Source organism: Microbacterium sp. MMO-113 (genome assembly GCF_037148555.1).
Lineage (GTDB): Bacteria > Actinomycetota > Actinomycetes > Actinomycetales > Microbacteriaceae > Microbacterium.
Window position 1 is genome coordinate 383760 of record NZ_JBBCTD010000001.1, and the last position, 18311, is coordinate 402070.

15 protein-coding genes are annotated in these 18311 nt (G+C 69.3%); 13 read left to right on the plus strand and 2 right to left on the minus strand.

Annotated features, from left to right (window positions below):
- The first annotated feature begins 23 nt into the window (after positions 1 to 23).
- The 6 genes from WFJ36_RS01790 (at position 24) to WFJ36_RS01815 (ending at position 5945) form a co-directional block, all read left to right on the plus strand.
- On the plus strand, positions 24 to 1307 hold the full coding sequence (locus WFJ36_RS01790) for a CDP-glycerol glycerophosphotransferase family protein (protein WP_336642531.1): 1284 nt from the start codon (positions 24 to 26) through the stop codon (positions 1305 to 1307).
- Complete coding sequence (locus tag WFJ36_RS01795; RefSeq protein WP_336642532.1) at positions 1304 to 2074, plus strand: biotin--[acetyl-CoA-carboxylase] ligase; 771 nt, start codon at positions 1304 to 1306, stop codon at positions 2072 to 2074. The genes WFJ36_RS01790 and WFJ36_RS01795 overlap by 4 nt, the downstream gene beginning before the upstream one ends.
- A gap of 94 nt (positions 2075 to 2168) precedes the next feature.
- A complete protein-coding gene (locus WFJ36_RS01800) occupies positions 2169 to 2681 on the plus strand; it encodes a PH domain-containing protein (protein ID WP_336642960.1) in 513 nt (170 codons plus the stop codon).
- A 95-nt stretch (positions 2682 to 2776) separates the two neighbouring features.
- Entirely contained in the window at positions 2777 to 3901 is a 1125-nt protein-coding gene (locus WFJ36_RS01805; RefSeq protein WP_071328242.1) for a 5-(carboxyamino)imidazole ribonucleotide synthase, read from the plus strand.
- Positions 3902 to 4026: 125 nt separating this feature from the next.
- The gene (purE, locus tag WFJ36_RS01810; protein WP_060922793.1) at positions 4027 to 4494 is read left to right on the plus strand and encodes a 5-(carboxyamino)imidazole ribonucleotide mutase; all 468 of its coding nucleotides are present in this window, start codon (positions 4027 to 4029) and stop codon (positions 4492 to 4494) included.
- On the plus strand, positions 4491 to 5945 hold the full coding sequence (locus tag WFJ36_RS01815; protein WP_336642533.1) for an LCP family protein: 1455 nt from the start codon (positions 4491 to 4493) through the stop codon (positions 5943 to 5945). Before purE ends, WFJ36_RS01815 begins: the two co-directional genes overlap by 4 nt.
- Before the next feature lie 176 nt (positions 5946 to 6121).
- Here the strand turns inward: WFJ36_RS01815 and WFJ36_RS01820 are convergent, their stop codons facing one another.
- A complete protein-coding gene (locus WFJ36_RS01820) occupies positions 6122 to 6688 on the minus strand; it encodes a hypothetical protein (protein ID WP_071328244.1) in 567 nt (188 codons plus the stop codon).
- A gap of 142 nt (positions 6689 to 6830) precedes the next feature.
- Positions 6831 to 8594: a DUF4012 domain-containing protein gene (locus WFJ36_RS01825; RefSeq protein WP_071328245.1), complete on the minus strand. Its 1764-nt coding sequence runs from the start codon at positions 8592 to 8594 to the stop codon at positions 6831 to 6833.
- Positions 8595 to 8716: 122 nt separating this feature from the next.
- Here WFJ36_RS01825 and WFJ36_RS01830 point away from each other — a divergent pair, with 122 nt between their 5' ends.
- The 7 genes from WFJ36_RS01830 to WFJ36_RS01860 all read left to right on the plus strand — a co-directional run bounded on the left by WFJ36_RS01830 (position 8717) and on the right by WFJ36_RS01860 (position 18311).
- Positions 8717 to 9790 (plus strand): glycosyltransferase, encoded by a 1074-nt coding sequence (locus WFJ36_RS01830; RefSeq protein ID WP_071328246.1) that lies wholly within the window; start codon positions 8717 to 8719, stop codon positions 9788 to 9790.
- A gap of 101 nt (positions 9791 to 9891) precedes the next feature.
- Positions 9892 to 13248, plus strand: coding sequence for an LGFP repeat-containing protein (locus WFJ36_RS01835; RefSeq protein WP_336642534.1), 3357 nt, complete (start codon positions 9892 to 9894; stop codon positions 13246 to 13248).
- Positions 13249 to 13276: 28 nt separating this feature from the next.
- Positions 13277 to 14272, plus strand: a complete 996-nt coding sequence (locus WFJ36_RS01840; protein WP_071328248.1) for a GDP-mannose 4,6-dehydratase — start codon at positions 13277 to 13279, stop codon at positions 14270 to 14272.
- Positions 14269 to 15426, plus strand: a complete 1158-nt coding sequence (locus tag WFJ36_RS01845) for a LegC family aminotransferase (RefSeq protein ID WP_071328249.1) — start codon at positions 14269 to 14271, stop codon at positions 15424 to 15426. The genes WFJ36_RS01840 and WFJ36_RS01845 overlap by 4 nt, the downstream gene beginning before the upstream one ends.
- Positions 15423 to 16586, plus strand: a complete 1164-nt coding sequence (gene neuC, locus WFJ36_RS01850) for a UDP-N-acetylglucosamine 2-epimerase (protein WP_336642535.1) — start codon at positions 15423 to 15425, stop codon at positions 16584 to 16586. The genes WFJ36_RS01845 and neuC overlap by 4 nt, the downstream gene beginning before the upstream one ends.
- On the plus strand, positions 16583 to 17680 hold the full coding sequence (locus WFJ36_RS01855) for an N-acetylneuraminate synthase family protein (RefSeq protein ID WP_292788046.1): 1098 nt from the start codon (positions 16583 to 16585) through the stop codon (positions 17678 to 17680). The genes neuC and WFJ36_RS01855 overlap by 4 nt, the downstream gene beginning before the upstream one ends.
- Entirely contained in the window at positions 17673 to 18311 is a 639-nt protein-coding gene (locus WFJ36_RS01860; protein WP_071328252.1) for an acetyltransferase, read from the plus strand. Before WFJ36_RS01855 ends, WFJ36_RS01860 begins: the two co-directional genes overlap by 8 nt.

An 18311-nucleotide genomic window follows, 5' to 3' on the forward strand; every position in this document is an offset into this window, starting at 1 on the left:
AGCGGACGAACTATCCTGGAGGGATGGGTGCACTGTCTGACGCGAAGAAGGCCTACCGTCTCCTGCGGCGGGCGCTCGCTTCGCGCTCCGCGGTGCAGCGTGTCCGCCGTCGGCTGGCGGATCAGGCGCCGTACCCGGCAGATCACTTCCGGGTCGCCGTGTACTTCGCAGACGGCGCGGTCAACATGTATCAGATGCGGCAGTGGTACCGCCCGCTCGCCGCGCTCGCCGAGCGGTGGCCCGTGGTGGTGCTCGCGCGCCAGGCGACCGGCGCGGAGAAGCTGCTGGAGGAGGACGGCCCGCCCGTCGCGTTCGTGCCGAAGGTGCGCGATCTCGAGCGGTTCCTGGCCACACAGGACATCCGGCTGGTCCTCTACGTGAATCAGAACACCCGCAACTTCCAGATGTTCCGGTACGGCCGTCGCTGGCATGTGTTCATCAATCACGGCGAGTCCGACAAGATGTACATGACCACGAATCAGTACAAGGCCTACGACTACGCCTTCGTCGCCGGTCAGGCGGCCAGGGATCGGCTGTCGCGGACGCTGTGGGACTACGACGTGGAGAGCCGGACGATCGAGATCGGACGCCCCCAGGCGGACCACTACTCCGGCTCGCTCCCGTACACGCCGGACGACCGTCTCGTCGTCCTCTACGCCCCGACGTGGGAAGGCGATCGTCCCAGCGCGCATTACGGCTCCATCGCCTCGCACGGCGAGCGCCTGGTGGCGCGACTGCTCGCGACGGGCGAGCACCGGGTCATCTACCGCCCGCACCCGCGCAGCGGTGTCGTCGACGAGGCCTACGGGGCGGCGCATCGGCGCATCGTCGCGGCCATCGCCGCCGCGAACGCGGCCGACCCGACCGCGCAGCACGTGTACGACGACGGCCCCGAGCTCGGCTGGCAGCTCGCCGCCGCCGACGTCGCCGTCGTGGACATCTCGGCCATGGTGTACGACCGCCTCGCGGCGGGAAAGCCGCTCATGATCACGCGTCCTGTCGACGAAGAGGCCGCCGTCGACACCACCGGCTACCTCTCCGACTGCGAATGGCTGTCCGCGGAGGCGGCGGACGACATCGTCGCCGAGGTCGAGCGCGTGCGGGAGGACGAAGCGGCCGTCGCGCGCCTGCAGATGTGGGTGCGCCACTACTTCGGCGACACGACCCCCGGCGTGGCGACGCAGAAGTTCCACGCCGCCGTCGACCGGCTCATGGGGGAGTGGGAGCGGTGGCGCGACCGGGAGATCGGTGCCGTCCGCGGTGATGCGGACGATGACGACGACGAGGCGGACGACGAGGACGCATGAGCGGCGACTTCTCACGTTCCGCTGCGCTCGTACCGCGTCTCGAGGTCGTCGACGCGACCGGATCGACGAACGCCGACCTGCGGAGAAACGCGGACGACGCCGACGCCTGGCCGCACCTCTCGGTCCTCCTGACCCGGCACCAGACGGCCGGACGGGGGCGGCTGGATCGCCGGTGGGTGGCCCCGGCGGGTTCGGCGCTCGCGGTGAGCGTCCTCCTCCGCGATCTGCCTGCCGAGCCGGCGGCGCGAGGCTGGATCCCGCTCGCCGCCGGGGCGGCCATGGCCGAGGCCGTCGCCGCACAGCTTCCTGATGCCGCCGTCGTCCTCAAGTGGCCGAACGACGTCCTCGTCGACGGCCGGAAGATCTGCGGCATCCTCGCGGAGGCGACGCCGACGGCCGTGATCGTCGGGGCGGGCGTCAACACCGCCATGACCGCGACGCAGCTCCCGGTTCCCACGGCCACCTCCTTCGCGGTGCAGGGGATCGTCGTCGACGAGGACGAGCTGCTCCGTTCCTACGTGTCGGCGCTCGACGGCCACCTCCGCGCGCTCGCCGCGGCGGACGACGCGACCGCGAGCGGTCTGCATGCGGCGGTGACCGCGCGGTGCGCGACGGTCGGACAAGCCGTGCGCGTCTCGCTCCCCGGCGGGTCCCTGCTCGAGGGCGTGGCCGTCGGCATCGACGACGAGGGGCGTCTCCTCGTCGCGGCGGAGGGGACCGTGCACGCGGTCTCCGCGGGTGACGTCGTGCACGTCCGGCCTGCGTGACGCGGGGACACGCCGTCTCGCGGACGGTGTTGTCGGCGATCGCGGGCACAATGGGGGTGTGACCCAGCCCGTGACGCTCGGCGGACGCCCGCTGATGCCGCCGCCCGGCACTCCCGCCGAGGAGCTGCTCATCGCGCGCTTCCGCGGCCACGCTCGCCGGCTCTTCTGGTCGGCGCTCGTGCTCGTCGCCACCTTCGGGGCCACCGCCTACTTCTACGGCAACCTTCCGGCCGGCTTCGAGGACTGGATGCTGCTCGCCGCCGCCGGGGTCGTCGTGCTCGTCGCCGTCGTGATCCCCTTCATCCTCTGGTACTCGCGGACGACGACGATCACGACCCGTCGTGTCATCGCAGCCCAGGGCTTGGGCGCGCGCAACCGCCGCGAGATGTCGCACGCCCGCGGCTACACGATCGGTGTCCGCCGGGGTCCGCTGCAGCGGATGTGGGGCTGCGGCACCATCACGCTCTCGAACGGCGTGGACGCACCTCTCCGTCTCGTGAACGTCCCGAACGTCACCCTCGTGCACGAGACGCTCGCGGATCAGATCGAGGTCGGACAGATCCTCGCCCATCGCGACGCCCAGGCGAGCGGCGACGAATTCGCCTGAGCGCGAACTCGCGACCGCCTCCCGGCCGGTTCGCTTCGCCGTTCCCCGGACCAGCGAGCGTGCGGAAGAATGGGCATGACGAATGGAGGCGGCACATGGCGCTGCGTGTGGGCGTGATCGGCGGAGGACAGCTGGCACGGATGATGATCGCTCCGGCGGTCGAGCTCGGTCTCGAACTGCGGGTGCTCGCCGAGGAGGAGGGCATGGCCGCGGGCCTGGCCGCCACAGCGGTCGGCGACTACCGGGACCTCGACACCGTGCGCGCCTTCGCCGCCGACGTCGACGTCCTCACCTTCGATCACGAGCATGTGCCGCAGGAGGTGCTGCGTGCCCTCGTCGCTGAGGGGATCGCGGTGCATCCCGGACCGGATGCCCTCCAGTTCGCGCAGGACAAGCTCGTCATGCGCGCCCGCTTGGCAGAGCTCGGCGTGCCGCAGCCGGAGTGGGCCCCGGTCCGTTCCGCCGATGAGCTGCAGCGCTTCCTCGACGAGCACGATGGTGCCGCGGTGGTCAAGACGCCGCGGGGCGGATACGACGGCAAGGGCGTGCGCGTCGTGCGCTCCGGTGTCGAGGCGCAGGACTGGCTCGATGCGCTCGAGGGCTCTGACGCCCTGCTCGCCGAGGAGCTCGTCCCCTTCGTCCGCGAGCTCGCCCAGCAGGTCGCGCGCCGACCCGGAGGCGAGATGATCTCGTATCCGGTCGTCGAGACCGTGCAACGCGATGGCGTCTGCGCCGAGGTGATCGCCCCGGCGCCCGCGGCGACCGAGCGTCTCGCCGAGGTCGCCGAGGACATCGGTCGTCGCATCGCGGAGGGCCTCGGCGTGACCGGGATGCTCGCGGTCGAGCTCTTCGAGACGGACGACGAGCGCATCCTCGTGAACGAGCTCGCGATGCGTCCGCACAACAGCGGGCACTGGAGCCAGGACGGCGCCGTCACCGGACAGTTCGAGCAGCACCTGCGTGCCGTGGCTGATCTGCCTCTGGGCGACACTCGGCCTCGTGCGGCCTGGGCGGTCATGGTGAACATCCTCGGAGGTCCCGTGGAGGGCACGCTGGGGGACCGTTTCGAGGCGGCGATGGCCGCGCACCCGGACGCCAAGATCCACACGTACGGCAAGGCACCGCGTCCCGGTCGGAAGGTGGGTCACGTCAACGTCGCAGGGGACGACCTCGACGACGCGGTGTACGTCGCCAGGGCGGCCGCGGCCGCCTTCGTCTGAGGATTCCCGCGGCGGCGCACGGGAAAAGACGTGTGCCGCTCGGGTGTTCTCCCAGCGCGAGACCGTAGCCTGATCTGGTGACCGAGCCACTGCACTCCTCCGCCGTCCCTCTGGTCGGCGTCGTCATGGGATCCGACTCCGATTGGCGCGTCATGAGCGACGCGTCCCAGGCGCTCACCGACTTCGGGATCCCGCACGAGGTCGAGGTCGTCTCGGCCCACCGCACGCCGGACAAGCTCATGTCCTATGCGCGGGAAGCCCGAGCTCGCGGCCTGCGTGTCATCATCGCCGGCGCCGGCGGTGCCGCCCACCTTCCGGGCATGCTCGCGTCGATGACGGCACTTCCCGTCGTCGGGGTCCCCGTGCCGCTCGCGTACCTGGACGGTATGGACTCGCTGCTGTCGATCGTGCAGATGCCCGCGGGCATCCCGGTCGCGACGGTCTCGATCGGCGGTGCGCGCAACGCGGGTCTGCTCGCGGCCCGGATCCTCGGTGCCGCGGACGACGAGCTGGCCGACCGTGTCGAGGCTTATGCCGCCGACCTCGAGGCCCAGGTCGAGGAGAAGAACGATCGGCTGAAGGGCTCGCTGTGACCCTTGCGCCCCCGCGCGCGACGCGACGTCCGCTCATCGAGACGCGGCCGCTGCGACACCCGGATACGGCCGACGCCGGGCTCATGTCGAAACGCGCCTGGTGGCTCGTCGGTCTCAACGTCCTGCTGCCGGGGTCCGCGCAGGTCCTGGCTGGCAATCGACGCCTGGGGAGATTCGGACTCGGCGTCACCCTGACCACGTGGTTCCTGGCCATCGTCACCGTCGCGTTGGTGCTGTTCGCCCGCCCCGTCTTCCTCTGGCTCACGATCGGTGGCGGCTTCGTATCGGCGGCCCTGCTCACGCTCGTGCAGGTGCTGCTCGTGGGAGTCGTGGTCCTCTGGATCGTCCTCACCTTCGACACGCTCCGCCTCGTCCGCCTGGTCAAGGTGCCCGCGCCGTCGCGGTTCCTCGTGCCGGTCGTCGCGCTCGTCCTGCTGGGGCTCGTCGGAGGCGTCTTGGGCTACGCGGCCACCGCGGTGGGCTCCGTGCGCGGCAGCGTCGGGGCGATCTTCGGGCAGAGCGGCCCGAGCCTCCCGCCCAGCGACGGCTACTACAACATCCTGCTGCTCGGCGCAGACAGCGGGGACGGCCGCGACTCGATGCGTTTCGACAGCATCTCCGTCGTCTCGGTCAACGCCGAGACCGGAGCAGTGACCATCACCGGGATCCCGCGTGAGCTCCCGCACGCGCCGTTCAGCGACGGCAGCCCGATGCAAGAGCTCTATCCCGACGGCTTCCAGGGCCACGGGTCGTCCACCTGCGGCTGGAACGGGTGGATGAACCATGTCCGCAACGCCGCGGAGGTCTGCCGGGAGGACAAGGGGACCGGGCTCTATCCGGATGCGGAGGCCACGGGTTCGGCGCCGGGCATCGAGGCGACCAAGGATGCCGCGGAGGGCGTGCTCGGCATCGAGATCCCGTACTACGTCTTCGTCGACATGCACGGCTTCGCCGACCTCGTGGATGCCCTCGGCGGCGTCGACATCACCGTCACGGAGCGCCTGCCCAAGGGCGGCCCGCCGGAAGGCTGGTCCGGCACGGACGTGAACGAATGGGCGATCGGCTGGATCGAGCCCGGGCGGCAGCACATGGACGGCGACACGGCCCAGTGGTACGCCCGCTCGCGGTACACGACCAGCGACTGGGACCGCATGAAGCGGCAGCGTGAGCTGCAGGAGGCGATCCTCGCCCAGTTCACTCCGCAGACCGTCCTCACCCGCTTCAACGAGGTGGCGGCTGCGGGCACGGCACTCATCAGCACCGATCTTCCGCAGGGCAAGCTGCCGGAGTTCTTCGACCTCATGCTGAAGGCCAAGGAGCAGCCGGTCCAGACCGTCGAACTGACACCCGAGAACGGCGTCGACGAGTTCGACCCGGACTACGGCTTCATCCACGAGCTGCTGCAGCAGAAGCTGCATCCGCCGACGGAGACCCCCGTCCCCGCTCCCTGAGTCCGCAGGGGACGACGCAGCCCACGGGCGATGTTCCCGGGAACATCGCCCGTGGGCCGTCCGGTGCATGACCGGATTCGCCAGACGACGGTGATCGGAGGGGGAGGGATCACCGTCGTCCAGCCGGCCACCGCGCAAGGCGGCGACCTGGCTCAGGCGCGCATGCGGCGCGCGATTCAGGCGCGCTTGCGGCGCGCGGCTCCGACGGCGACGAGGGCGCCACCGGCGACCAGAGCGACTGCTCCGCCGCCGATGATCCACGGCGACACCGATCCACCGGTGAGCGCGAGTTCCGTGCCGCCGGTGAGCGGCAGCTCGGTCCCGGCGGGCGCGGCGGTGCCGGGATCGTGGTCGCAGCTGGAGGCAGCGGCGTTCCCGTGCGACACCGTCACCGTGGCGGTGTAGGCCCGGGAACCGGCGAAGTCGAGCGCGTAGGAGCCCTGACCGTCGGAAGGCGGGCGGAACGTGACCGTCAGGCTGCCGTCGGATGCGGCGGTGTTGCCCGAGATGGCGGCGGCACCGGCGTTCTGCCCCGAGACGGACACGCCGACGGTCTCCGCCGGCTCGAAGTACCCGGCGCCGAAAGCGACGGTCGAGACCTCACAGGTGTCGATGATCGCGTCGCCCACCTTCGCGCCCGGAGGCGAGGGGTAGGAGTCGCTCGGCGCCGCAGAGGCGACGGTCGGCGCGGCCAAGATGAGCGCGCCAGCGGTAAGGCTGATGGCAGCCAGTTTCTTCAGCATGATTTCTCCCCAGAATGTCACGCGGAATCGCCTCCGGACACACCCCTGCGTCCGACTGCGCGAAGTCCTCTGCCCCCACGGCAGGTTCACGGACCCCGGTTATTCCCCAGTGAGACGACAGTACCTCATCCGTCGGCGATTGTCACGAGCCGCACTGCAGGGTGTCGCGGGTCAGCTTCGGGGCGACGATCAACGGGGTGTGCTGCACCTCGGTGAGGCGCGCTCCGGCGCCGTCGCCCTGGAACTCCACCGTGATCGTGGTGGAGGCGCCGGGGGCGAGGAGCACCTCGTGCTGCACGACGGAGCGACCGCCGATGGTCGTCGTCTGCACGCCCTCCTCCGTGCCGTCCCGGTCGATATGCGACGGCAGGGCACCGTCCGGACCGTAGACGGCGATCAGGGTGCGCACGCTGCCGGCCGGCACGCCGTAGATGCCGTCCCCGGTGACGTACGGAGGCAGAGAAGTGGCGGCGTCGGCGGGGGCCGTGTTCGACCAGGTGACGCGCACCTGGGTCGTCGGCACCCCCGCGCAGGTCCCCACCGCCGTCGCGATCGAGGCGCGGGTGTAGTAGTCCATCTTCCCGCCGGTCCCGTCGTTGATCAGGACGCCGACCACCGCGGCGTCCTCATCGTCCTGCGGCATGGCGCCGCCGAGCGCGCTGGCGGCGAGGAGCGACTCCTCCGACTCGTGCGCGCTCCAGATCCGGATGCGGCCTTCGCCGGCGGCGTCGGCGAGAGCACGGACGAGGGCCTGCGGCTCCGCGTGGGACAGAGCGGCCGAGAACAGCCCGCCGGCGGCCTGGGCGAAGATCGCGTCCTGAGCCGCGGGATCGGGGATCGCCGCGTAGATCTCCGAGAGGAGCAGGTCGGTCACGGTGTCCGCAGTCGCCGTGAAGGGCCCGAAGGAGAGATCCCCGGTGGCTCGCATGAGGTGTGCGGCGACCACGGCGTCCACCGCGATCACCCCGTCGACCTTCCCCCCGTAGCGTCCCTCCCATCGGGCGGCGATGGTCTGCCCCGCTTCACGGAAGTCGGGGATGCTGGTGATGTTCTGCAGATAGCGGCCGGGGCGGTCCTCGAAGAGCGCGACGGTGCTGTCGCTGAGGGGCAGCGCCGTGTCCAGCGGGGGGAAGTCGCGCGTCGACGCCTGCCGTTGCAGCGTGACCTTGCCGTTCTCCGCGCGCAGGAGCGCGATCGAGCCGATGATGCCGCCCGATGACCGCAGCTCTGCGTTGTTCTGCATCGCGAGAACGTACGTGCGCGGGCCCTCGCCGCCGAGCATGGTCGGCAGCAGGACGGAGGCGCCGTGCAGTGCGCCGACCGCCGTGGCGGCCTGGGTGACGGCGCCGCGCATCTCCCGCACCGCGTCAGCGAGCGGCGGAAGGGTGGCGTCGGCGTCGATGCGGCGGGCCCGCTCCTCCGCCACGGTCAATGCCGCGCTCGCAGTGGCGAGCGGCTTCTCGGCGGCGGCGAAGGGGGCGAGGTCGATCGCCCCGCCTGCGAAGCCGAGGCTCGTGAGGTCGACGTCGTCGGCGACGTCGAGCAGCGGACCGAGGGCTTCCGTGGAGACGTCGTCGGCGATCTCGGCGACCTCGCTCACCGCGCGGAAGTTCGGGCCGATCCAGGGCAGCACAGCGAACGCCTGCCAGATCGGGTCTCCCGTCAGCGATCGGGCCGACTCCGCGTTGCGCGAGATGCGGGCGGCGACCGGGGCTGCGCCATCGAGATCGCCCTCGGCGATGGACTGCTTGAGCTGACTGGTCGCTTTCGAGATCTGCTGGAGGTTGTCGACCGCGCCGATGCCGCGCACCGTGACCCAGCCCAGCGCGAGGACGAGGAACACGAGGACGAGGCCGACGGTCCACCCGACCCATCGGCGGCGGACGGGAAGGCGACCATCGCTCACCCTGGCATTCAAGCACGGCGACGCTGCCTGCCGCGCTCCCGATGCTGTGGGAACGCTGAGTAGCGGTGTGGACGGGTGATGCGCTCCCGGGGTCGTCGGCGTCCCGCGGTTAGCCTGATCGCATGGGTGCTCGACTGCGTGTTGTTCTGGATCAGCTCGTCCATGTCGTCGACCCCGATCAGGCGGCGGCATCACGGGATCTCGCCGCCGGGCTCGTCCAGACGGCCCCGCCGAACTGCACGGTCGACGCGATCGTGCCGTCGGGGGTGGACGTCGACCTGCGCGGTATCGGAGAGGTGCGCACCCTGGCGGTCGGACGCCGTGAGCTCGCCGCGTCCTGGCAGCTCGGTATCGCCCCGGGAGTCGGCGGCGGCCTCATCCACGCACCCACGCTGCTCGCTCCGCTGGTGCGTCATGACCGCGTGCACGACAACGACCAGACGACCGTCACCCTGTGGGATCTGCGGGCCTGGGAGGCGCCGTCCCACCTGTCCAGGGGCGCCGTCGCCTGGCAACGCGGGATGCTCCGCCGTGCCGTGAAGCACGCGGACGCCGTGGTCGTCCCCTCGCATTCCATGGCGCAGCGGCTGTCCGGCCTCGTGAAGCTCGGCGACCGCATCCGCGTCATCGCGGGCGCTCCGCCCCAGGGTCTCGTCCTCCCGGAGGACGCCACGTCGCGCCGCGACACACTCGGCCTGCCGTCGGAGTACCTCGTCCTGTCCGGCCCGCAGGACACCCTGGCCGCCGGGTTCCGTGGGGCGGTCGCGGCCGGTCTCGACGCCGTGGTGATCGGGGCGGCGGAAGGCGCGGAACCGCGCATCGCCGAGATCGCCGCCGCTGCCGGACTGCCCGAGCGTCGCGCGCACATCCGAGGGTCCCTCGAGGTGTCGGACCGCGCCGCCGTCGTCGCCGGGGCCCGCGTCTTCGTCTCCACCGACGCCGTCACCGGATGGCCCTGGCGCGCCGTGGAAGCGATGTCGCTGGGTGTCCCCGTGGTGGCCGTGGAGTCCGGGTGTCATCACGACGTCCTCGCCGACGGGGGAGCGGTGGTCGCCGAAGAGGCACTGCCGGAGGCGATCGAGGACGCGGCGGGCGCCGGAAGGGAGCGCCTGCGCGTGCTCGCCGCCGACCGGTCGCGGGCCTTCTCCTGGGCGAGCGCCGCGGAGCGGGTGTGGAGTCTGCACGCAGACCTCTGAGCACCTGAACGCCAGCTTCGCATCCACGCGACACGCCGGGAGCTGATCGCGTTTCCGTGGCAACAGTGGCATCATCCCGCAACTTCCGTCACACTGGTCACATGTCTCGACGTGCCCCACGCTCTCGAAACACCACGAAGGTCACCCGCCTTCTCACCTGTTTCCTCGCTGCCTCCGCTCTGGTGATCGGCACGGTGGTCCCCGCCACCGCCGCCTCCGCCGCGACCTCGGTCGCACCGACCATCGCGCGCACCGCCGTCGATCCCGCGCAGACGGGGCTGGCCAAGACGTCCCTCGTCGGGTTCACCCCCGGCAACATCATCAGCGACGCCACCTTCACGAACTCGGGCACCATGACCGAGGCGCAGATTCAGACCTTCTTCAACAGCAAGGTCTCGCGGTGCCTCGGTGGGCGTGATGAGAACAACGAGGCGATCGTGTGCCTCAAGGACTTCCGGATGGATACCGTCACCCGTCCCGGTGACCAGTACTGCAGCGGATACTCGGGCGCGGCGAACGAGTCGGCAGCGCGCATCATCTACCGCGTGGCTCAGGCCTGCGACATCAACCCCCAGGTTCTCATCGTCATGCTCCAGAAGGAGCAGGGGCTCGTGACCCACACCTGGCCGAGCGCCTGGCGGTACCGCATCGCACTCGGGCAGGGCTGCCCGGACACGGCGCCGTGCGATCCGAACTACATCGGGTTCTTCCACCAGATCTACGGCGCGGCGCGCCAGATGCAGATCTACATGGAAGGCAAGTGGTTCCAGTGGTACGCGCCGGGACGGACGTGGAACATCCTCTGGCATCCGAACTCCTCGTGCGGCTCGGCGCCTGTCCGGATCGCGAACAAGGCGACCTCGGCGCTCTACTACTACACCCCCTACCAGCCGAACTCGGCGGCGCTCAAGGCGGGTTACGGCAGCGGAAACAGCTGCTCGTCCTACGGCAACCGGAACTTCTACAACTACTTCACAGATTGGTTCGGATCCACGCAGGCCGTGGATCCCCTGTTCGCGATCAATCAGCTCTACACGAAGCTCGGCGGCGCCGGTGGGGTCTTGGGTGCGGCCGGTGCCAAGCCGTCCTGCACGGCTTCGACGACCCGGTGTACCTGGAACTATGCGAAGGGGCTCATCACCTGGACGCGTGCTCTCGGAGCGCTGACGGTGTACGGCGACGTCTACACCGCGTATGCCGCCCAGGGCGGTCTCGGTGGCAAGCTCGGCTATCCGGCCGTGACTCCCAAGGCGGTCACGGATCCGAACGGGAACGGCATCTCCCAGCAGTTCGACAAGGGATGGATCCATTCCTCGAGCAAGGGGACGTTCGCGTCGTCGTCGACGGTCATGACGGCTTACAGTGCGGCCGGATGGTTGCGCGGCACCCTCGGCTGGCCGACGGGTGCGGAAAGCTGTGCGTCGGGACGATGCCTGCAGACCTTCGCCGGCGGAGTGATCCGGTACGACACCGGGAAGCCTGCCTACGTCGTTCCACCCGTCGATGACTCGAACATCCTCACCGTCTACACCGCGCAAGGTGGATCGACGGGCGCGCTGGGTTACGCCGCGGCGGCCACGCAGACCGTGGTCGATCCGAATGGCAACGGCACGGCGCAGCGCTTCGACGGGGGGTGGATCCATTCCTCCGCAGCCGGGACATTCGCCTCGTCGACGACGATCATGACGGCGTACAGCAAGGCTGGCTGGGTCCGTGGCTCATTCGGCTGGCCCACGGGGCCGGAGAAGTGCTCGGGGGACGTCTGCACGCAGCCGTTCCAGCGTGGCGCGCTGCAGTACACGAAGGGTGGGGCGGCAGGCCCCGCGGCGAGCGTCACCAACTCCGCGATCAAGACGGTGTACGACGCCACCGGCGGCGTGAACGGCCCGCTGGGGTACCCGCTGAAGTCGGTCCAGACGGTGACGGACAAGAACGGCAACGGATTCGCTCAGCAGTTCGCAGGTGGGTGGATTCACTCGAGTGCTCGGGGGACCTTTGCCAGCTCGACGGCGATCATGTCGCTGTACTCGGCCGCAGGGTGGATCCGCGGAAACCTGGGTTGGCCCACCGGGGCGGAGAGGTGCTCCGATCTCGGGTGCTCACAGACCTTCGCGAAGGGTACCCTGACGGTCCCGAGCGCTGGTTCGGACGGGGCCAAGGTGACCGCGGCGATCCGTAGTCTGCACGATGCCATCGGCGGCGCGACAGGGTGGATCGGGGCTCCTGTGGCTCTGGTGCAGCACGTCACGGACCCCCAGGGCAACGGCGACGCGCAGAAGTTCGCCAAGGGATGGATCCACTCGTCGGCGAAGGGGACCTTCTCGTCCTCGGCGACCGTCATGGCAGGGTACAGCGCGGCAGGGTGGCTGCGCGGACCGCTCGGGTGGCCCATCGCGGAGGAGAAGTCCGTGACGGACCCGAACGGCAATGGGCTTGCCCAGCAGTTCGCCGGTGGATGGGTGCATTCCTCGGCGGCCGGATCGTTCGCTTCATCCTCGGCGATCATGTCGGCGTACAGCGCCGCGGGGTGGCTGCGCGGATCCCTCGGATGGCCGACCGGTGCGGAGACAGCCGTGACCGACAAGAACGGGAACGGTCTCTCGCAGAAGTTCGCCGGCGGCTGGATCCACTCGTCTTCACACGGGTCCTTCTCATCCTCCGCAACGGTCATGAAGGCGTACAGCGCTGCCGGCTGGCTCCGCGGCCCGTTGGGCTGGCCGATCGGTCCGGAGACGTGCGTGAACGGTTCGTGCGGGCAACCGTTCATGGGTGGATCGATCCGTTATGAGTCGGGCTCGCCTGCGGTCGCGATCCTGACCAATCAGAACGCGGCGATCCAGAAGGCGTACCAGGCCGCCGGCGGTGCCGACGGACCGATGGGCCATCCACTGGCTGCGCTCCAGACTGTGACCGACAAGAACGGCAACGGCTTCGCCCAGAAGTTCACGGGTGGCTGGATCCACTCGTCCGCGGCGGGCACGTTCACGTCGTCCACGGCGGTGATGGATGCCTACAGCGGCGCCGGCTGGCTCCGGGGCGCGCTCGGGTGGCCGGCGGGCGCGGAGACGTGCGCGGGGGACGTCTGCCAACAGGCTTTCGTCGGTGGCACCATCCGCCTCACGGGAACGAACGACGACGTGTTCCTCACGAACAAGAACGCGGCGATCCAGAACCTCTATACATCCATGGGCGGTGCGAAGAGTTCGCTCGGCTACGCCTCGTCTCACCTGCAGGCCATCTCGGACCCCAACGGCAACGGCTTCGGGCAGGCCTTCACCGGCGGATGGATCCATTCTTCGGATCGCGGCACGTTCGCGACCTCCACGGCGATGATGAAGCTCTACAGCGCTCGAGGATGGATTCGCGGAGACCTCGGATGGCCGACCGGCCCGGAGACCTGCACGGCGACCACCTGCACGCAGACCTTCGCGAACGGCACGCTGTCTTTCACCAGGTGAGGAGGAGGCGGTCCGATAGACTGGCGATATGAAGGTACTGCTCACAGGAGCTGACGGATTCATCGGATCGCACCTGGCGGAGCAGCTCGTCAGGGACGGACATGAGGTGCGGGCACTCGTCCTGTACAACTCGTTCGACTCGCGCGGATGGCTCGACGGGCTCACCCCCGAGGTGGCCGCGGAGATCGAGTTCCTTCCCGGTGATATCCGCGATCCGGCGCTGATGATGTCGGCGGTCCGGGACCGTGACGCGGTGCTCCACCTCGCCGCGCTCATCGCGATCCCGTACTCGTACGCGGCGCCGGACCTCTACGTCCAGACCAACATCCAGGGCACGCTCAATCTGCTCAACGCCGCGCGTGCCGCCGGCGTGAGCCGCTTCATCCACACGTCGACGAGCGAGGTCTACGGCACCGCACGGTACGTGCCGATGGATGAAGGCCATCCGTTGCAGGGCCAGTCGCCGTACTCGGCGTCCAAGATCGCCGCGGATCAGATGGTGAACGCGTACCACGCCTCCTTCGGGCTGCCTGCAGTGACCATCCGCCCCTTCAACACGTTCGGTCCGCGGCAGTCCGCCCGCGCGGTGATCCCCACGATCATCAGCCAACTCGCCGCGGGCAAGCGTGAAGTACAGCTCGGCGCGCTGACCCCGACGAGGGACTTCACGTTCGTGCCCGACACGGTGTCTGGATTCACAGCGGCGCTCACCACGACGGCGGCTGTCGGCGAGGTCGTCAACCTCGGCGTCGGGTTCGAAGTCTCCATCGGTGAGACTTTCGACCTCATCGCCGAGGTCATGGGCGTGGACGCGGTGGCTACGGAAGACCCGGCGCGCCTGCGTCCGGCGAACTCCGAGGTGGAGCGGTTGTTCTCGAACAACGCGAAGGCGAGGGAGCTCCTCGGCTGGACTCCGCACTACGACGGCACGGAGGGCTTCCGTGAAGGCCTGCGTGTGACGGCGGAGTGGTTCACCGACCCGGCGAATCTCGCTCGATACCGCACTGACGCCTACATCGTATGAGTGCCGCCACAGAGATCGTCCACCGGTTGCGCGAGGTCGTCGGCGACGACGAATTCGTCGGTCTGCACATTCCCGACATCACCGATGTGGAGAAGCGGCGAGTGATGGAGTGCCTCGACTCGACCTACGTGTCCAGCGTGGGACGGTTCGTGGGAGAGTTCGAAGGCGCGGTCGCCGACTACACAGGGGCGGCGCACGGCATCGCCGTGTCCAACGGGACTTCAGCGCTGCAGGTCGCGCTGCAACTGGCGGGCGTGCGTCGCGGAGACGACGTGCTCGTCCCGGCCTTGTCCTTCATCGCCACGGCCAACGCCGTCATGCATGCCGGTGGTCAGCCGTACTTCCTCGATAGCGACGAGGGAACGCTCGGGCTTTCGGTCGAGGCGGTGGCGGCGGTGCTCCGCAGTGCGCGGACCAGCTCTGAGGGGCTTCTCAACCCCGTCACCGGCAATCGGATCGGCGCGATCGTTCCGATGCACACTCTCGGACATCCGATGCGCATCGGCGAGCTCGTCGCCCTGGCGGACGAGTACGGAGTGCCGGTCGTGGAGGACGCGGCGGAATCGCTGGGAAGCCGCGTCGGGGAGAAGCACACCGGCACGTTCGGTCGGCTGGGAATCTTGAGTTTCAACGGGAACAAGATCCTCACCACAGGCGGCGGCGGGATGATCCTCACCGACGACGACGAGCTCGCCCACAGAGCGAAGCACCTCACCACGACGGCCAAGCAGCCGCACCGGTGGGAGTTCGAGCATGACGAGGTCGCTTTCAACTATCGGATGCCCAACCTCAACGCCGCCCTCGGCGTCGCTCAGCTCGAACGTCTCCCGGCTTTCGTCGATGCCAAGCGTCGGCTGGCCGCGCAGTACAGCGCGGTGTTCGCGGAGCTCGACGGCGTCACCTTCCTCGAGGAGCCACCCGGCACGAGCAGCAACTACTGGCTCTGCGCGATCCGCCTCGATGACGGGGCTGGAACCCGCGACGATGTGCTGGAGGCGACGAACGCTGCCGGGCTGCAGTGCCGTCCCTTCTGGAACCTGCTCCCGCACCAGGCCCCCTACCGGAATCTGCCGCACGGTGGCTTCCCGGTGGCAGAGGCTCTGCACGCGAGTGTCGTCTGCATCCCCAGCTCCCCGGCACTGGCTGACGCATGAGGAAGGTAGCCGTCCTGACCGGAACCCGCGCAGACTACGGGTTGTTGCGCGGACTGCTGCGGCAGATCGTCCAGGATCCTGAGCTGGAGTTGCAGCTCCTCGTCACGGGTACGCATCTCCGTGACGACTTCGGACGAACCGAGCGTGAGATCGAGAGAGATGGATTCCGGATCGCGTCCTCCGTGCCGATCTGGTCCGGAGACGACACCCGGGCCGCGGTGGCCGCCGACGTCGGCGCCGCACTGCCGGCGTTCGCCCAGGCGCTTACCGCGCTTGCACCGGACGTGCTGGTCGTCCTCGGCGACCGGTTGGAGGCCTTCGCCGCTGCCACGGCCGCGACGATCCTCTCGGTGCCGGTTGCCCACATCCACGGGGGTGAGGTGACCGAGGGTGCGATGGACGAGGCTCTCCGTCACTCCATCACGAAGATGTCGTACCTCCATTTCGCCTCGACCGAGGAGCATCGGCACCGGGTCATCCAACTGGGTGAGGACCCGCAGCGCGTGTACTTCCTCGGAGCGCCGATCGTCGATGCGCTCGCCGGTATGGACCTGCAGTCGCCGTCGGACGTGGAGAAGGAGTTCGGGATCCGGCTGCCCCAGCCGACCGCCCTGGTCACCTTTCATCCGGCGGTGATGGATGTCGCGCCGCCGGACCAGCTCGTCGAGGAGCTGCTCGCGGGCCTCCTCGCGGTGGACGGGCTCCACATCGTGCTCACAGGTTCGAACTCGGACATCGGAACCTCCGATGTCCGCGCCCTCATCGCTGCGTTCGTCGCGGAGAACGGCGACCGCGTGGATTTCGTGGAATCGTTCGGCCAGCGCGGATACCTCAGCGCCATGGCGGCCGCCTCGGTGGTCGCCGGCAACTCCTCCAGCACGGTGCTCGAGGCCCCTGTTCTCGGGATCCCTTCGGTTCTGGTCGGCGATCGGCAGAAGGGACGCCCGCTGTCTCCGAGTACTGCCACGCCGGAGCCGCACAGGGAGGCCATCGCCGCCGCGCTCCGCTCCGCTCTGCGGGGCCGGTCCGGAGCTGCGGAGGCGGCGATCTTCGGGCGTCCAGGATTCGCGCTGCGTGCGGCGGCGGTGCTGCGTGAGAGTGCGCTCCCGCATCCGCCGCGAAAGACTTTCCATGACCTTCCGAAGGAGTCGACCTCATGACCGCACCCGTATTCGTGATCGCCGAGGCCGGCGTGAACCACAACGGATCGATCGAGACGGCGGAGGAACTCGTCGATCTCGCCGCGTCCTCCGGTGCCGATGCGGTGAAGTTCCAGACGTTCTCCGCCGACGATCTTGCGCTCGAGTCGGCGGGACTCGCCGACTACCAGCGCACGTCCGATGACGATCATCGATCGCAACACGACCTGCTGCGGCGGCTCGAACTGACGCATGACGAGTTCCGACGTCTGCGAAACCGCTGCGCGGAGCGTGGCATCCAGTTCCTCTCCACTGCTTTCGACCTGCAGGGGCTGGACTTCCTCGTCGACGAGCTGCGGATCCCGCTCGTCAAGATCGCCTCCGGGGACCTCACCTTCGCTCCGCTCCTCGTCGCCGCCGGCCGCACCGGATTGCCTGTCATCCTGTCCACGGGAATGGCAGACCTCGCGGAGATCGACCGTGCTTTGCGCTTCCTCGCCGCGGGGCTTCAGCAGCATGACGGCACGCTGGAGCGCGGGGCACGGCTGACGCCCGACGTCTTGGACGAGGCGTGGCGACGCCGCGACGAGGTCCGGGATTTCGCCGCGCATGTCACGATCCTGCACTGCACGACCGAGTATCCGGCGGCCGACTCCCACCTCAATCTGCGAGCGATGCAGACGATCGCCGGCGAGTTCGGGCATCGAGTGGGCTATTCCGATCACTCCCTGGGGTCGCTCGCCTCGGTCCTCGCCGTGGGGATGGGGGCGACCGTGCTGGAGAAGCACTTCACCTTCGACGTCGCCGCCGAGGGGCCGGATCACGCCGCCTCCCTGGACCCCGATGGGCTCCGCGATTATGTGGCTGACGTTCGCCGAGTGCCGGTCATGCTCGGATCCGCAGAGAAGCGGTGCCAGCCGGTGGAGGAGGGCAACCGGGCGGTCGTCCGACGCAGCCTCGTGGCGGTGCGGGACCTTGCGGCGGGTGAAGTGATCGGTGAAGACGACGTCGCCTGCTTCCGTCCGGCATCCGGTCGGACCTCCTTCGATTTCTGGGAGGTCGTCGGGACGTCGGCGACACGGTCCTACACGCGTGGTGATCTCATCGATGCATGACCTCCTGCTGCTCGGAGCAGGCGGCCACGCCCGGTCCGTCCTCGCTGCGCTGCGCGGCGGGGAGGCAGTCGTCAGAGGCGCACTCGCACCCTTCGCTCCGGAACGCTCACTCGGTGTGCCCTACCTAGGTGACGACAGTGTGCTGGCTTCCTTCGACCCGGACGATGTGGCGGTCCTCAACGGTCTCGGTCCGGTAGCCGCCCGTGCTCGTCTGCACGAGCTGGCGGTCTCGCTCGGGTTCCGAGTCGAGAGCGTCGTTCACCCCCGCGCGATGGTGGACGCCGCCGCGACCGTGTCGCCCGGCGCGCAGCTCTTCGCCGGCGCCGTTGTCAACACCGGGGCGGTCATCGGCGCCGGGGCGGTGGTGAACTCCGGGGCGGTGGTCGAGCATGACTCCGTGGTCGGAGACCATAGCCATATCGCGCCGGGAGCCGTCGTCGCAGGCGGGGTGCGGATCGGCGACGGCGTCCATGTCGGGCTCGGCTCACGGATCATCGAAGGGGTCACGGTAGGGTCGGGATGTGTGGTTGGGGCGGGAGCCGTGGTGATCCGCGACGTGCCTGCGTGGACGACGGTCGTCGGTGTCCCGGCCCGCCCTATCACCGACAGGAGGGTGTCCCGTGACGGTTGA

Bases quoted from the DNA above. Each gene is read 5' to 3' on its own strand.
- WFJ36_RS01790 (WP_336642531.1), top strand. From the start codon at position 24: ATGGGTGCACTGTCTGACGCGAAGAAGGCCTACCGTCTCCTGCGGCGG.
- WFJ36_RS01795 (WP_336642532.1), top strand. From the start codon at position 1,304: ATGAGCGGCGACTTCTCACGTTCCGCTGCGCTCGTACCGCGTCTCGAG.
- WFJ36_RS01800 (WP_336642960.1), top strand. From the start codon at position 2,169: ATGCCGCCGCCCGGCACTCCCGCCGAGGAGCTGCTCATCGCGCGCTTC.
- WFJ36_RS01805 (WP_071328242.1), top strand. From the start codon at position 2,777: ATGGCGCTGCGTGTGGGCGTGATCGGCGGAGGACAGCTGGCACGGATG.
- purE (WP_060922793.1), top strand. From the start codon at position 4,027: ATGGGATCCGACTCCGATTGGCGCGTCATGAGCGACGCGTCCCAGGCG.
- WFJ36_RS01820 (WP_071328244.1), bottom strand. From the start codon at position 6,688: ATGCTGAAGAAACTGGCTGCCATCAGCCTTACCGCTGGCGCGCTCATC.
- WFJ36_RS01830 (WP_071328246.1), top strand. From the start codon at position 8,717: ATGGGTGCTCGACTGCGTGTTGTTCTGGATCAGCTCGTCCATGTCGTC.
- WFJ36_RS01835 (WP_336642534.1), top strand. From the start codon at position 9,892: ATGTCTCGACGTGCCCCACGCTCTCGAAACACCACGAAGGTCACCCGC.
- WFJ36_RS01840 (WP_071328248.1), top strand. From the start codon at position 13,277: ATGAAGGTACTGCTCACAGGAGCTGACGGATTCATCGGATCGCACCTG.
- WFJ36_RS01845 (WP_071328249.1), top strand. From the start codon at position 14,269: ATGAGTGCCGCCACAGAGATCGTCCACCGGTTGCGCGAGGTCGTCGGC.
- neuC (WP_336642535.1), top strand. From the start codon at position 15,423: ATGAGGAAGGTAGCCGTCCTGACCGGAACCCGCGCAGACTACGGGTTG.
- WFJ36_RS01855 (WP_292788046.1), top strand. From the start codon at position 16,583: ATGACCGCACCCGTATTCGTGATCGCCGAGGCCGGCGTGAACCACAAC.
- WFJ36_RS01860 (WP_071328252.1), top strand. From the start codon at position 17,673: ATGCATGACCTCCTGCTGCTCGGAGCAGGCGGCCACGCCCGGTCCGTC.